The organism is Streptomyces venezuelae (assembly GCF_008642355.1).
GTDB lineage: Bacteria > Actinomycetota > Actinomycetes > Streptomycetales > Streptomycetaceae > Streptomyces > Streptomyces venezuelae_B.
In genome coordinates this window covers 7,228,493-7,241,090 of record NZ_CP029193.1, presented here as the reverse complement: position 1 = coordinate 7,241,090, position 12,598 = coordinate 7,228,493, and the positions used below count along the sequence as shown (strand labels likewise).

Below are 12,598 nucleotides of genomic sequence, written 5' to 3'. Positions count from 1 at the left end.
CAGGGACCGGGGTATGGCCCGAATGCTCTCAGACCCGAGCTTGTCAGATGACGGGAGGTCGGCCCAGTCGGGTCAGCCGCCACACCGTACGCCACTTCATGGGCCTGCGAGGCCCGCAGGGCGTGGTCCAGCCCTCCTTGAAGCCGCCGAACCAGGCCTTGAGGGCCGGGCCCGAGGGGCGGCGGGCGAGGGTGAGGAGCATCCAGACCCCGAGGTAGACGGGGACCAGCGGCGCGGGGAGGTTGCGACGGGCCAGCCAGACGCGGTTGCGGGCCACCATCCGGTGGTAGACCGCGTGCCGCGAGGGGGCCGTCGTGGGGTGGAAAAGGACCATGTCGGAGCGGTAGTCGATCATCCAGCCCGCGTCGAGCGCGCGCCAGGCGAGGTCCGTCTCCTCATGGGCGTAGAAGAACTCGCCGGGCAGCCCGCCGACCTCGGCGAGGACCTTCGTGCGAACGGCGTTGGCGCCGCCGAGGAAGGTCGTCACGCGCGAGGAGCGCATCGGGTCGGAGGCCCGCAGTCGCGGCACGTGGCGGCGCTGGGTCTCCCCCGTGTCCGGGTCGGCGATGCGGAAGCTGATGATGCCGAGCTCCGGGTCGGCGGCGAACGCCTCGCGGCACAGCCGCGCCGTGTCCAGGGTGGCGAGCAGGCCGTCGTCGTCCAGGAAGAGCAGGATGTCGACGTCGGTGCCGCCGGGCCCGAAGGCCTCGATGCCGACGTTGCGGCCGCCGGGGATGCCGAGGTTCTCCGGCAGCTCGACGGTGCGCACACCTTCGGGGACCTCGGGCACCGGGGCTCCGTTGCCGACCACGACCACCTCGACCGGGTCGCCCTCCTGCTTGGCGACCGAGTCGAGGAGGGCACGCAGCTCCTGGGGCCGGTTGCCCATCGTGATGATGACGGCGCCGACCTTCAGCTTCTCCGCCGCAGGGCTCGGAGTGCTCGGGGTGTTCACTTCAACCTGCTCGATACGAGGATGGACACGAGGTGGAGCAGGGTCTGCAGCATCGCGATGCCCGCGAGGACCGCCACGCCGAGGCGCGAGAAGAACAGGTCGCCGCGCGCCTGGTCGACGAACGCGATGACGAGGATCAGCAGGGACGCCTCGACCCCGAGGATGAGCCGGTGGAACTTCAGCGCGGCGGCGGCCCTGCGGGCCAGTGCCATGCCCGAGGAGCGCGGCTCGGCCGCCGACTCCTTGACCGGCTCCTTGCCCGTCTGGTGCCGGGCGACGCCGACGAGGTCGGTCTCGGCCTTGATCAGGATCGCGCCGAGCGCGGCCAGGGTGCCGAGGAAGGCCCACAGCCAGTCGATGCGTCCCGAGCCCCATATGTCCGCGGCGCGCAGGCCGAAGCCGACCAGGACTGCGGCGTCGCACAGGTAGGCGGCGACCCGGTCCAGGTAGACCCCGGCCATCGAGTACTGCTTCTTCCAGCGGGCGATCTCGCCGTCCACGCAGTCGAGCAGCAGGTAGAGCTGGACCGCGACCACGCCGAGCACGGCGCCCGTGACGCCGGGCACCAGCAGCGCCGGGGCGGCGAGGGCGCCGGCGACGGTCATCACGTAGGTCAGCTGGTTGGGCGTGACCCGCGTGTTCACCAGGTGCCGGTCGATGCGCAGGGAGACCTCGCGCATGTAGAGCCGGCCGGCCCAGTGTTCGCCGCTGCGCCGGTCCTTCACCCCCGGGGGGTGAACAACCGGGCGGAGCTCAGCTACCGATGGCTTTTGCATAGTCGGCGTATGCGTCCCTGATCTGGTCGGTGGACAGGTCGAGGTGTTCGAGGATCGTGTAGCGGCCCGGGCGGGTCTGCGGAGCGAACTCCACGACCTTCACGAACTCGTCCACGGTGAAGCCGATCTCCTCCGGCAGCACGGGCAGGCCGTGGCGGCGCAGCACCTGCGCCATGAACGCCGACTCCTCGCGGGCACCGCGCAGGTGCATCGCGAAGGCCGCGCCCAGGCCGCACTGCTCGCCGTGGCTGGCGGCGCGCTTGGGGAAGAGGAGGTCGAAGGCGTGGTTGATCTCGTGGCAGGCGCCGGACGCCGGGCGGGAGTCGCCCGAGATCGACATGGCGATGCCGGTGAGGACCAGGCCCTCGGCCAGGACCTGGAGGAAGCCGTCGTCGCCGACGCCGCCGGGGTGGCGGAGCACGGCCTCGCCGGCCTGGCGGGCCATGGCGGCCGCGAGGCCGTCGATGTCCTCGCCGCGCTCGCGGGCGGCGAGCTCCCAGTCCCGGATGGCGGAGATGTTGGACAGCGCGTCGCCGATGCCGGAGCGGACGAAACGGACGGGCGCCTCACGGATCACATCGAGGTCGATGACGACCGCGATGGGGTTCGGCACGCCGTACGAGCCGCGGCCCGCGTCGTTGTCGAGCGTCGCGACCGGCGAGCAGAGGCCGTCGTGCGACAGGTTCGTCGCGACGGCGACCAGCGGCAGGCCCACGCGCGCCGCGGCGAACTTGGCACAGTCGATGATCTTGCCGCCGCCGAGGCCGACGACCGCGTCGTACCGGCCCGACTTGCGGATGTCCTCGCCGAGCTTGATGGCGTCGTCGAGCGTGCCGCCGCCGACCTCGAACCACTCCGCGCCGCCCAGCGACGGCATCAGCCGCTCGCGGAGCACCGCACCCGAGCCGCCGCTGATGGCGATGGCGAGCTTGCCGGTCGACGAGCAGATCCGCTGGTCGGCGAGGACACCGGCCAGGTCGTCGAGCGCCCCCGGCCGGATGTCGACGACGACCGGCGAGGGGATGAGCCTCGTCAGTACTGGCACGCGATCTCCCGGCCCTTGGCGAGGTCGTCGTGGTTGTCGATCTCGACCCACTTGACGTCGCCGATCGGGGCCACGTCGACCTTGAAGCCGCGGTTGACGAGCTCCTGGTAGCCGTCCTCGTAGTAGAGGTCGGGGTCGCGCTCGAAGGTCGTCTTCAGGGCGTCGGCGAGCTCGTCGGCTGCGGAGCCCTCGATGAGGGTGACGCCGATGTACTCACCGGTGGCCTCGGAGGGGTCCATCAGCTTGGTGATGCGCTGCACGCCCTTGGCGTCGTCGACGATGACCTTCATCTCCTCGTCGGCGAGCTGCTTCACCGTGTCGAGGGCGAGGATGATCTTCTGGCCGTTGCCGCGGGCGGCGAGCAGCGTCTTCTCGACGGAGACAGGGTGCACGGTGTCGCCGTTGGCGAGGATCACGTCGTGCTTGATGGCGTCACGCCCGCACCACAGGGAGTAGGCGTTGTTCCACTCCTCGGCCTTGTCATTGTCGATCAGGGTCAGCTTGAGGCCGTACTTCGCCTCCAGGGCCGCCTTGCGCTCGTAGACGGCCTCCTTCTTGTAGCCGACGATGATCGCGACCTCGGTGAGACCGATCTCGGCGAAGTTGCCGAGCGTCAGGTCGAGGATGGTGGTGTCACCATCGACGGGCACCAGGGCCTTGGGCAGGGTGTCCGTGTAGGGACGCAGACGCCGTCCGGCGCCTGCCGCAAGGACGAGGCCGATCATGCGGGTTCTCCTTCATCGTGTACGGCGGGTGCGCCCTTTTTCTCGGCGGCGACCCAGAAGCGGATGCTCTCGACGAGCACCACGAGTGCCACGGCCACGGCAAGTGCCGTGAGCGCGACGGTGAAATCAGTGGTGGACAGCAGGGTGGCGGCCAGCGCGACCACGAGGGTCCTGCCTTCTTGGCCGCCGATCGCCCGCACCAGCCGGCGCGGGGGCGCACCGGCGCCGCCCTTGATGCGGTACACCGTGTCGTAGTGATGGTAGGCGACCGCCGACACCAGCCCGAAAGCCGCGGGCAGCGCCCCGTTCACGTCGGCCTTGGCCGCGAGGACCAGGACCGTGCCGTACTCGGCGGCGCGGAAGAACGGCGGGACCAGCCAGTCCAGGGGGGCCTTGAGCGGCCGCGCGAGGGCGAGGCCGGACAGGACCACGTACACGACCGCGGCGACGACGACCCACGGGCTGCCGTACGAGGTGAACGCGGCGACCGCCACGATCGCGGCGCCGCCGACGAAGGCGAGCACGGGTGCGGGCAGGAAGCGCCCGCGGCGGCCGAGGGCGGTGAAGGAGGAGGCGAGCGTGCCGTTGTCGGCGAGGTCGCTCAGTGCCTGGGCGGCGCGGTCGGTGCGGGTGGCCTTGCGGGTCAGCGAGCGCAGGACGCGTCCGGCGGTCGTGTAACAGGCGGCGAGGGCGCAGCCGATGATGAGGACGACGAGGGTGATGCGCGGGGTGGTGACCGCGGTGAGCACGGCGATCATCGCCCAGCGCTCGCCGATGGGCAGCACTATCATCCGGCGCACCCAGACCGTCCACCCGACGCTGTCGAGCTTGTCCGAAAGGGCCGCCGTGGGGCTGGTGTTGGCGGTGGCGTCGTGGTTCGCCTCGTTGAAGGAGAAGTCGACGACGTGGCGGCAGGTCTGGAGGACCATGGCGCCGAGGGCCAGCGCCCACACGTCGTCGCTGTTCGCGTTGGCCGCGCCGAGCGCGAGGCCCGCGTAGTACGCGTACTCCTTGGCGCGGTCGAACGTCGCGTCGAGCCAGGCGCCGAGCGTCGAGTACTGCAGGGAGTAGCGGGCGAGCTGCCCGTCCGTGCAGTCCAGGACAAAGGAGAGGAGCAGCAGTACACCGGCGGCGACGAAGCCGCCGCGCGTCCCGGTCGCCGCGCAGCCCGCCGCGATCAGGGCGGTGAGCAGCGAGGCGGTGGTGACCTGGTTCGGGGTGAGGCCGCGGCGGGCGCACCAGCGGGCGATGTAGCGCGAGTACGGGGAGATGCAGTACGTCGTGAAGAAGCCGTCCCGCGACTTCACCGCGGTGCGCAGGCGTACGGCCTCGTCGTCGACGGCGGCGACGGCCTGGCGTGCCTCGTTCCGCGCCTGCGGGTCGTCGGGGACGGTGGCGACGAGCGTGCCGAGGTCGGGGCGGTGGACGTCCGTCGCACCGGACTCCATGGCCGCGGCGATGTCGTCGGGGAGCGCGTCGTGGGTGACGACGCCGCCCGTGGTGGCGGCGGTCGTCCGCAGCGCGCGCGTCAGCTCCGTGCGGGCCTCGGGCTTGGCCGCGACGGCGCCGGGCACCGCGGAGGCGGCGAAGCGGGGGTCGGTGAGGCCGAGGCGCAGCGCGTGGACATGTCCGACGAAGCGTGCGTCGACGACCGCGACCCGCTGGTCGGCGGGCACGGCCGCGAGCAGCGACTCGGCGTCCGCCGCGTCGGAGGCGACCCGCACGTCGAAGCCGAGGGACCGCAGATCGCCTTCGAGCGGCGACCCGGGGACCGGCTGTCCGGTGAGGATGGCGGTCGACAGACGAACTCACTCCTTGAGTACCGGCGCGGCTTGCGCCGGGCACATGCGTAAGGGGAGCGCCCCCGGGCCCATGGCGGCCGGGCGGCACGTCGGCTGAGGCTATCGGATGATGGGAAGCGGGCGTTCATCACCCGTTCACGCCCCGATAAGAGGGGCCTGCGAGGGCCTCGGCCTTCGCGATCATCATGGTGGATGGGGGGCCGCGCCCACAAACCGCGCGGCTGCCGGTGCCCGGCTTGCCCGATTGACGGTCACATGCCCGTGCGTGCGGGGCTGCGCCCGGAGGGTCGCTTAGGGTGGGCGCCCATGACATGGCTGATCACAGGCGGAGCGGGTTACATCGGGGCACATGTGGCGCGGGTCATGGCCGGTGCCGGGGAGGACGTCGTCGTCCTGGACGACGTCTCGTCGGGTGTCCCGCAGCGGCTGCCCGCGGACATGCCCCTCGTGAAGGGCTCCTCGCTGGACGGGGAGCTGCTGCGCCGGGTCTTCGCCGAGTACGGCGTCACCGGTGTGGTGCATCTCGCGGCCCGCAAGCAGGTCGGGGAGTCGGTGGAGCAGCCGCTGCGCTACTACCGGGAGAACGTGGGCGGCCTCACGACGCTGCTCGAAGCGGTGGCCGAGGCCGGCATCAAGCGCTTCGTGTTCTCCTCGTCGGCCGCGGTGTACGGCAATCCGCCGGACGCGGAGCTCGTGGGCGAGGACACGCCGTGCGTCCCGGTCAGCCCCTACGGCGAGACGAAGCTCGCCGGGGAGTGGCTGGTGCGGGCGGCCGGGCGGGCGCACGGCATAGGGACGGTGTGCCTGCGCTACTTCAACGTGGCGGGCGCCGCGGCGCCCGAGCTCGCGGACACCGGGGTCTTCAACGTGATCCCGATGGTCTTCGACCGGCTGCGCCGCGACGAGTCGCCGCGCATCTTCGGCGACACGCACCCGACGCCGGACGGCACCTGCATCCGTGACTACGTCCACGTCTCCGACCTCGCCGAGGCCCACCTGGCGGCGGCACGCAGGCTCGCGGAGGGCGCCGCGGGCGATCTGACGGTGAACATCGGCCGGGGGGAGGGTGTTTCCGTGCGCGAACTGATCACCGTCATCGGTGAGGTGAGCGGTGACCCGCGTCCCGCGCTCGTCGAGCCGGCCCGCGCGGGCGACTCGCCGCGTGCCGTGGCCGACGCGCGTCTCGCGGCGGCGGAGCTCGGCTGGAGGGCCCGGCTCGGGGTGCGCGAGATGGTCGAGTCGGCGTGGGCGGGATGGTGTCTGCATCACCCGGAGGCGCGCCGCGGATGATCGTTCCCGCGCTCTGACCTGCACCCACTCCCCCAGTCGGCAACCGTTGCCATTTTCGCAGGTCAGCGCAGTGATAACGGTGTTCAGTACCGCGTTGCCAGGTACCCCCCACCCGTAGTTCACTGTGGTCCCGCGACCAGCGGACAGCACACCGACGACGCATGCGGGAGGGCGGCTCCATGGGGGCTGGGCACGATCACGGACACCTGCACGGGGCCCCTGCGACGGGGACGGCGGCCAACGCCCACAAGGGGCGGCTCCGCATCGCTCTCACCATCACGATCACGGTCATGCTGGCCCAGATCGTGGGCGGGCTCATGGCGGACTCGCTCGCGCTCATCGCGGACGCGACGCACATGGCGACGGACGCGCTCGGCCTCGGCATGGCCCTGTTCGCGATCCACTTCGCGAACAGGCCGCCGACCGAGAACCGCACCTTCGGCTACGCCCGCGCCGAGATACTCGCGGCGCTCGCCAACTGTCTGCTGCTCCTGGGCGTCGGCGGGTACGTGTTGTACGAGGCGGTCCAGCGGTTCGTCACCCCCGCCGAGACCCAGGGGGGTCTCGCCCTCTGGTTCGGCGTCTTCGGGCTCGTCGCGAACATGATCTCGCTCTCGCTGCTCGTGCGCGGGCAGAAGGAGAGCCTCAACGTCCGCGGCGCCTTCCTGGAGGTCGTCGCGGACACCCTCGGGTCGCTGACGGTCATCGTCGCCTCGGTCCTGATCATGCTGACCGGCTGGCAGGCCGCCGACCCGATCGCCTCGCTCGTCATCGGCGTCATGATCGTCCCGCGCACGGTCAAGCTCCTCAAGGAGACCCTGAACGTGCTCCTGGAGTCGGCACCCAAGGGCGTCGACATGGCGGAGGTGCGGGCGCACATACTCGACCTGCCGGGCGTCGAGGAGGTCCACGACCTGCACGCCTGGACGATCACGTCGGGCATGCCGGTTCTCTCCGCGCATGTCGTCGTGAGCTCCTGGGCCCTCGACGCGATCGGCCACGAGAAGATGCTGCACGAGCTCCAGGGCTGCCTGGGCGACCACTTCGACGTCGAGCACTGCACATTCCAGCTGGAGCCGAGCGGCCACGCGGAGCACGAGGCGAAGCTCTGCCACTGACGCGCCGCACCCCCGCGGTCCGTCACGCAGGGTGCTATGGTGGCCAGAGTTCTTGAGTCCTGGGAGGTGGGTCGATGACTGTCGTGGTCTGCGCTGCTCCGCGCGGCGACACGTGCATCCCCACTCTCCGGGCGCGCGTCTGACCTGCCGTACGGCACTCGTACTTTTCGTACGTATCCCGTGCGCGCGGTCCGCGGGTCCTTCACTCAAGGATTTCCACGTTGACCGACAACACTTCCCTTTCCCGTGCCTTCTTCGCCCTGCACCACGGGCTTCCGCGGCAGGGTCCCGGCTCCGATGACACCACACGGCGGCTGCTCTCCTTCGTGGGTGCGCTGCCCGAGCGGCCGCGCGTCCTCGACCTGGGCTGCGGTCCCGGCCGCTCCGCGCTCCTGCTCGCCGCCGAGGCCGGCGCCGAGGTGACCGCCGTCGACCTCCACGAGCCGTTCCTCGACGAGCTCCGGGCCGCGGCCGACGCCCGCGGTCTCGGCGGGTCGATCACCCCCGTCAATGCCGACATGGGGGAACTCCCCTACGCGGACGGTTCGTTCGACGTCGTCTGGGCGGAGAGCTCGGCGTACAGCATCGGCTTCGACACCGCGCTGCGCTCCTGGCGGCGCCTGCTCGCCCCCGGTGGGGCGCTCGTCCTCACCGAGTGCGAGTGGACGGCAGCCGAGCCGTCCGCCGCCGCCCGCGCCTTCTGGGAGCGGCACTACAGGCTGCGCACCGGCGAGGAGAACGTGCGGGCTGCGACCCGCGCCGGGTACGCGGTGCTCGGCGCGCACCCGCAGCCCGAGTCCGACTGGGACGAGTACTACGGTCCGCTGGCCGCCCGCGCGGACGCGGCGGACCCGGGTGCGCCCGGGATGGCGGAGGCGCTCGCCGCCACCCGCGAGGAGCTCGCGATGCGACGCGAGCACGGCGCCGAGTACGGCTACACCGGGTACGTGCTGCGGCCCGTGGACTCCTGGCCCACCCGCCCGGAGACCGCGGCCGACGTCGCCGCCGTGCACGCCGTCAACGCCGCCGCCTTCGAGACGGAGGCGGAGGCCGACCTGGTCGACGCGCTGCGCGCGGACCCGGATGCGTGGCTCCCCGGTCTGTCGTACGTCGCCGAGGCGCCCGACGGTTCGGTGGCCGCGTACGCGCTGATCACCCGCTGCCGGGTGGACGGGGCGCCCGCGCTCGCCCTCGCGCCCGTCGCCACCCTGCCCGAGCACCAGGGGACGGGGGCGGGAACGGCGGTCGTGCGAGCCGTGCTCGACGCGGCACGCGCGCGCGGGGAGCGGATCGTCCTCGTACTGGGACATCCGTCGTACTACCCGAGGTTCGGTTTCAAGCCCGCTTCCGGGTACGGAATCCGGCCGGGCTTCGAGGTCCCCGACGAGGCGATGATGGCTCTGGTCCTGCACGGATCCGACGATTCCGCACAACTGCCGCGGGGCACGATCACCTATCCGGCCGCCTTCGGGGTCTGACCGTCTCCGGGTGTCCCGCCGCGCCCCGGCGCGGCGGGACATGCGGGTCCTCGAAGTGCCCGAGGTGTCCGGAACGTACGGCAGACTTGGGGTTCGAAGACCGATGAGAAGGATGCGTATGCCGATCACACCTGCCACCGCGGCGACCAGCCCGTCGAACGGCACCGGAGAAGCGATCTTGCTCGAACTCGTCGACGAGGACGGCAGGACCATCGGCACAGCGGAGAAACTCTCCGCGCATCAGGCGCCCGGGCAACTGCACCGGGCGTTCTCCGTCTTTCTCTTCGACGAGCAGGGCCGTCTGCTGCTCCAGCAGCGCGCCCTCGGCAAGTACCACTCCCCCGGTGTCTGGTCGAACACGTGCTGCGGGCACCCCTACCCGGGTGAGGCCCCCTTCGCGGCGGCCGCCCGGCGCACGTACGAGGAGCTCGGGGTCTCGCCGTCGCTGCTCGCCGAGGCGGGCACGGTGCGCTACAACCACCCGGACCCGGAGTCGGGGCTCGTGGAGCAGGAGTTCAACCACCTGTTCGTGGGCATGGTGCAGTCCCCGCTGCGGCCCGACCCGGAAGAGATCGGCGACACCGCGTTCGTGACGGCGGCGGAGCTGGCCGAGCGGCACGAAAGGGACCCGTTCTCCGCCTGGTTCATGACCGTGCTCGACGCGGCGCGGCCCGCGGTCAAGGAGCTGACGGGCCCCTCCGCGGGCTGGTAGCCGGGCGGTCAGCCGCCGTTGGGCTTCAGGGGCAGGGCCGCCCAGATGACCTTGCCCCCGCTCGCGGTGTGCTCGACGTCGCAGGCACCGCCCGCCTCCGCGGTGATCTCGCGTACGAGGAGGAGGCCGCGCCCGCCCGTCTGCGCGTGGTCCGCCACCAGGGCGGTCGGGCGGTAGGGGTGGTTGTCCTCGACGGAGACCCGCACCCACTCGGCGCCGACCGCGACCTCCACCGCAAGCATCGGCGACAGCAGGGCCGCGTGGCGCACCGCGTTGGTCACCAGCTCGGAGACGATCAGCAGCAGTCCCTGTACGAGGTCGTCCGGCGCCGGTACGCCCTGCCGGGCCAGCAGGTCGCGCACCGCGTGCCGGGCCTGGGGCACGGAGGCGTCGACGGCGGGGGCGGTGAAGCGCCACACCCCTTCGTACGGCACCGATCCGCCGCTCCTAGGGAAAGGGCACGGCCCTCTCCCGTCGTTCCCCATCGTCCGGTCGCCGCCCTCGCGCTCGATTGTCGCCACACCACGAGTGTTGGTAACGCTCCGGTCCGAGCCACTCCACTGACCAGAAGTCAGCGACTATCGACGCGATTTGACCGCCTGGGTCGGACGGCGTCAGTTGTCCGACTGGTCCTGCCCGCCCTGCCCCCGATGTGCTGCCTTCAAGTGTTCTTCAGGTTGTACGAGACTGACGATGCGGCGCCCTCCGATGCCCGTCGCGATCAGCCCGAGGCCGTCGACGAGCAGCGCCAGGGAGAAGAAGCAGCCGATCACGTACTGGCTGCTGCTGGGCCATCCCGCGAGGACCAGGATGCCGATCAGCAGGCCGAAGGCTCCCTGCAGGAGTGTCAGGGCGAACTGCGGGCCCCTTACCACCAGACTGCCGACGAGACGGAACACTCCGCCCGTCAGGAAGAGCAGCGCCGCGAACATGGTCAGCGCCTCCGCCGCGACGTCGGGTCGTCGGATGACGACGACGCCCGCCGCGAGGTTCAGCGCGGCGACCACGACGCCCAGCCAGAAGAAGCTGGTGCCCCGCGACTGGACGGCGTGCAGCAGACCGACGACGCCGCCGATGAGCAGCAGCCAGCCGAACAGGAGCATCGAGGTCAGCGTGGCGACACCGGTGTAGACGAGGCCGACGAGCCCTGCCGCGGCGAGGATCACGCCGAGCAGGGCGAGCCAGCCGAAGCCCCGGCTGACGGTCCTGGCCTCCGATGTGGCCCTGTCGTTCCTGGGTCCGGCCATCAGCGTCTCCCTCTCGCTCGGCCCCCTTCCTGATCGTACGTTCGAGGGGTGCGGATAGCATCCGGCGCATGGAGCCGCAGCTGAGCCACACCGTCACGGACGGCGTCGCGACCGTCCTCATCGACCATCCGGCCAAGCGCAACGCCATGACCGCCGACATGTGGCGTCAGGTGCCACCGCTCTTCGCGGCCCTGGGCGCCGACCCGGCCGTGCGCGCCGTGGTCCTGACCGGCGCGGGCGACACGTTCTGTGCCGGTGCCGACATCTCCACGCTGCGGGAGTTGCCCGGCACCGCGCAGGACCTCGCGGTGCGGGCCGAGGAGGCCCTCGCGGCGTTCCCGAAGCCGACGCTCGCGGCGGTACGGGGGTACTGCGTGGGCGGCGGTGCGCAGCTGGCGGGCGCCTGCGACCTGCGGTTCGCGGACGAGGGCGCCTCGTTCGGTGTGACGCCGGCCAAGCTCGGCATCGTCTACCCGGCGTCGTCCACCCGGCGCCTGGTGTCGCTGGTGGGGCCCGCAACCGCCAAGTACCTGCTTTTCTCAGGGGAGTTGATCGGCTCCGAGCGGGCGCTGCGCACCGGTCTGGTGGACGAGGTGCTGCCGTCGGGGGAGCTGGACAAGCGGGTCGCCGAGTTCACCCGGATCCTCGTGTCGCGCTCCCTGCTGACGCAGGCGGCGGCCAAGGAGTTCGCCGCGGGCCGCACGGACCGCGACGCGCACTGGACGGAGCAGGCGCGCGGCAGCGGCGACACCGCGGAGGGGGTCGCCGCCTTCCTGGAGCGCAGGCAGGCGCGCTTCACGTACTGACAGGCACCTATTGGGCGAACCGGCTCCCCTCACGGAACTTGGCGACGAGGTGCGCGGGCGCCTTCTCCGGGGACCCGGCGTCGTAGGGCGGCTGGGGGTCGTACTCGGCCAGGAGCTGGACCGTCTGCGCGTGCTCGTCGCCCGCGATCCGGCCGGCCAGGGTGAGGCCCATGTCGATGCCCGCGGAGACACCGGCCGCCGTGACGTACTTGCCGTCGAAGACGACCCGCTCCCCCGTCGACTCGACGCCGAGCCGGTCGAGCTCGGCCAGCGCGAGCCAGTGCGAGGTGGCGCGGCGGCCCTTGAGGAGACCCGCGGCGGCCAGCGCGAGCGAACCGGTGCACACGGACGTCGTCCAGGTGGTCGTGGCGTCGACCGTGCGGAGCCAGCCGAGGAGCGCCTCGTTCTCCATCTGGTCGCTCTGGCCGGGCCCGCCGGGCACGACCACGATGTCGGGACGCTGGACCTCCGCGAAGGACTGGTCGGCGACGAGGGCGAGGGAGCCGTTGTCGTCGCGTACCGGGCCTGCCTGCTCGGCCACGAGGACGGTCTCCGCACCCGGGAGGTTGACCAGGGTCTGGTAGGGGCCGATGGCGTCGAGGACGGTGAAGCGCTCGTACAGGGCGATGGCGATCTGCATGGCG

Annotated in this window: 13 protein-coding genes; 5 read left to right on the top strand and 8 right to left on the bottom strand. The window is 71.6% G+C overall.

Annotated features, from left to right (window positions below):
• Positions 1–43 precede the first annotated feature (43 nt).
• From DEJ47_RS33085 to DEJ47_RS33065, 5 genes are read right to left on the bottom strand one after another with little or no spacing between them, the layout of a single operon-like run.
• Entirely contained in the window at positions 44–916 is an 873-nt protein-coding gene (locus DEJ47_RS33085; RefSeq protein ID WP_150176037.1) for a glycosyltransferase family 2 protein, read from the bottom strand.
• 35 nt (positions 917–951) lie between these two features.
• Positions 952–1,731: a CDP-alcohol phosphatidyltransferase family protein gene (locus DEJ47_RS33080; RefSeq protein ID WP_150174596.1), complete on the bottom strand. Its 780-nt coding sequence runs from the start codon at positions 1,729–1,731 to the stop codon at positions 952–954.
• The gene (locus tag DEJ47_RS33075; protein WP_055563789.1) at positions 1,709–2,776 is read right to left on the bottom strand and encodes an iron-containing alcohol dehydrogenase family protein; all 1,068 of its coding nucleotides are present in this window, start codon (positions 2,774–2,776) and stop codon (positions 1,709–1,711) included. Before DEJ47_RS33075 ends, DEJ47_RS33080 begins: the two co-directional genes overlap by 23 nt.
• Positions 2,764–3,501 (bottom strand): sugar phosphate nucleotidyltransferase, encoded by a 738-nt coding sequence (locus DEJ47_RS33070; RefSeq protein WP_127909537.1) that lies wholly within the window; start codon positions 3,499–3,501, stop codon positions 2,764–2,766. The genes DEJ47_RS33075 and DEJ47_RS33070 overlap by 13 nt, the downstream gene beginning before the upstream one ends.
• Entirely contained in the window at positions 3,498–5,303 is a 1,806-nt protein-coding gene (locus DEJ47_RS33065; protein ID WP_150174593.1) for a DUF5941 domain-containing protein, read from the bottom strand. Before DEJ47_RS33065 ends, DEJ47_RS33070 begins: the two co-directional genes overlap by 4 nt.
• Positions 5,304–5,609: 306 nt before the next feature.
• On the opposite strand from DEJ47_RS33065, the gene galE reads away from it, so the two are divergent.
• The 4 genes from galE to idi all read left to right on the top strand — a co-directional run bounded on the left by galE (position 5,610) and on the right by idi (position 9,901).
• Positions 5,610–6,593 carry a UDP-glucose 4-epimerase GalE gene (gene galE, locus DEJ47_RS33060; protein WP_150174590.1) on the top strand — a complete coding sequence of 328 codons (984 nt, stop codon included), beginning with the start codon at positions 5,610–5,612 and terminating at the stop codon, positions 6,591–6,593.
• 179 nt (positions 6,594–6,772) lie between these two features.
• Positions 6,773–7,711, top strand: coding sequence for a cation diffusion facilitator family transporter (locus tag DEJ47_RS33055; RefSeq protein WP_150174587.1), 939 nt, complete (start codon positions 6,773–6,775; stop codon positions 7,709–7,711).
• A 221-nt stretch (positions 7,712–7,932) separates the two neighbouring features.
• A complete protein-coding gene (locus DEJ47_RS33050) occupies positions 7,933–9,189 on the top strand; it encodes a bifunctional class I SAM-dependent methyltransferase/N-acetyltransferase (RefSeq protein WP_150174585.1) in 1,257 nt (418 codons plus the stop codon).
• 118 nt (positions 9,190–9,307) lie between these two features.
• Positions 9,308–9,901 (top strand): isopentenyl-diphosphate Delta-isomerase, encoded by a 594-nt coding sequence (gene idi / locus DEJ47_RS33045; RefSeq protein WP_150174582.1) that lies wholly within the window; start codon positions 9,308–9,310, stop codon positions 9,899–9,901.
• An 8-nt stretch (positions 9,902–9,909) separates the two neighbouring features.
• On the opposite strand, the gene DEJ47_RS33040 is transcribed toward idi, so the two are convergent.
• Entirely contained in the window at positions 9,910–10,386 is a 477-nt protein-coding gene (locus DEJ47_RS33040) for an ATP-binding protein (RefSeq protein ID WP_202457226.1), read from the bottom strand.
• A gap of 129 nt (positions 10,387–10,515) precedes the next feature.
• Positions 10,516–11,148 (bottom strand): HdeD family acid-resistance protein, encoded by a 633-nt coding sequence (locus DEJ47_RS33035; RefSeq protein WP_150174576.1) that lies wholly within the window; start codon positions 11,146–11,148, stop codon positions 10,516–10,518.
• Positions 11,149–11,216: 68 nt separating this feature from the next.
• On the opposite strand from DEJ47_RS33035, the gene DEJ47_RS33030 reads away from it, so the two are divergent.
• Positions 11,217–11,954, top strand: coding sequence for an enoyl-CoA hydratase/isomerase family protein (locus DEJ47_RS33030; RefSeq protein WP_150174572.1), 738 nt, complete (start codon positions 11,217–11,219; stop codon positions 11,952–11,954).
• A 7-nt stretch (positions 11,955–11,961) separates the two neighbouring features.
• On the opposite strand, the gene DEJ47_RS33025 is transcribed toward DEJ47_RS33030, so the two are convergent.
• The gene (locus tag DEJ47_RS33025) at positions 11,962–12,594 is read right to left on the bottom strand and encodes a DJ-1/PfpI family protein (RefSeq protein WP_150174569.1); all 633 of its coding nucleotides are present in this window, start codon (positions 12,592–12,594) and stop codon (positions 11,962–11,964) included.
• Positions 12,595–12,598: the final 4 nt, after the last annotated feature.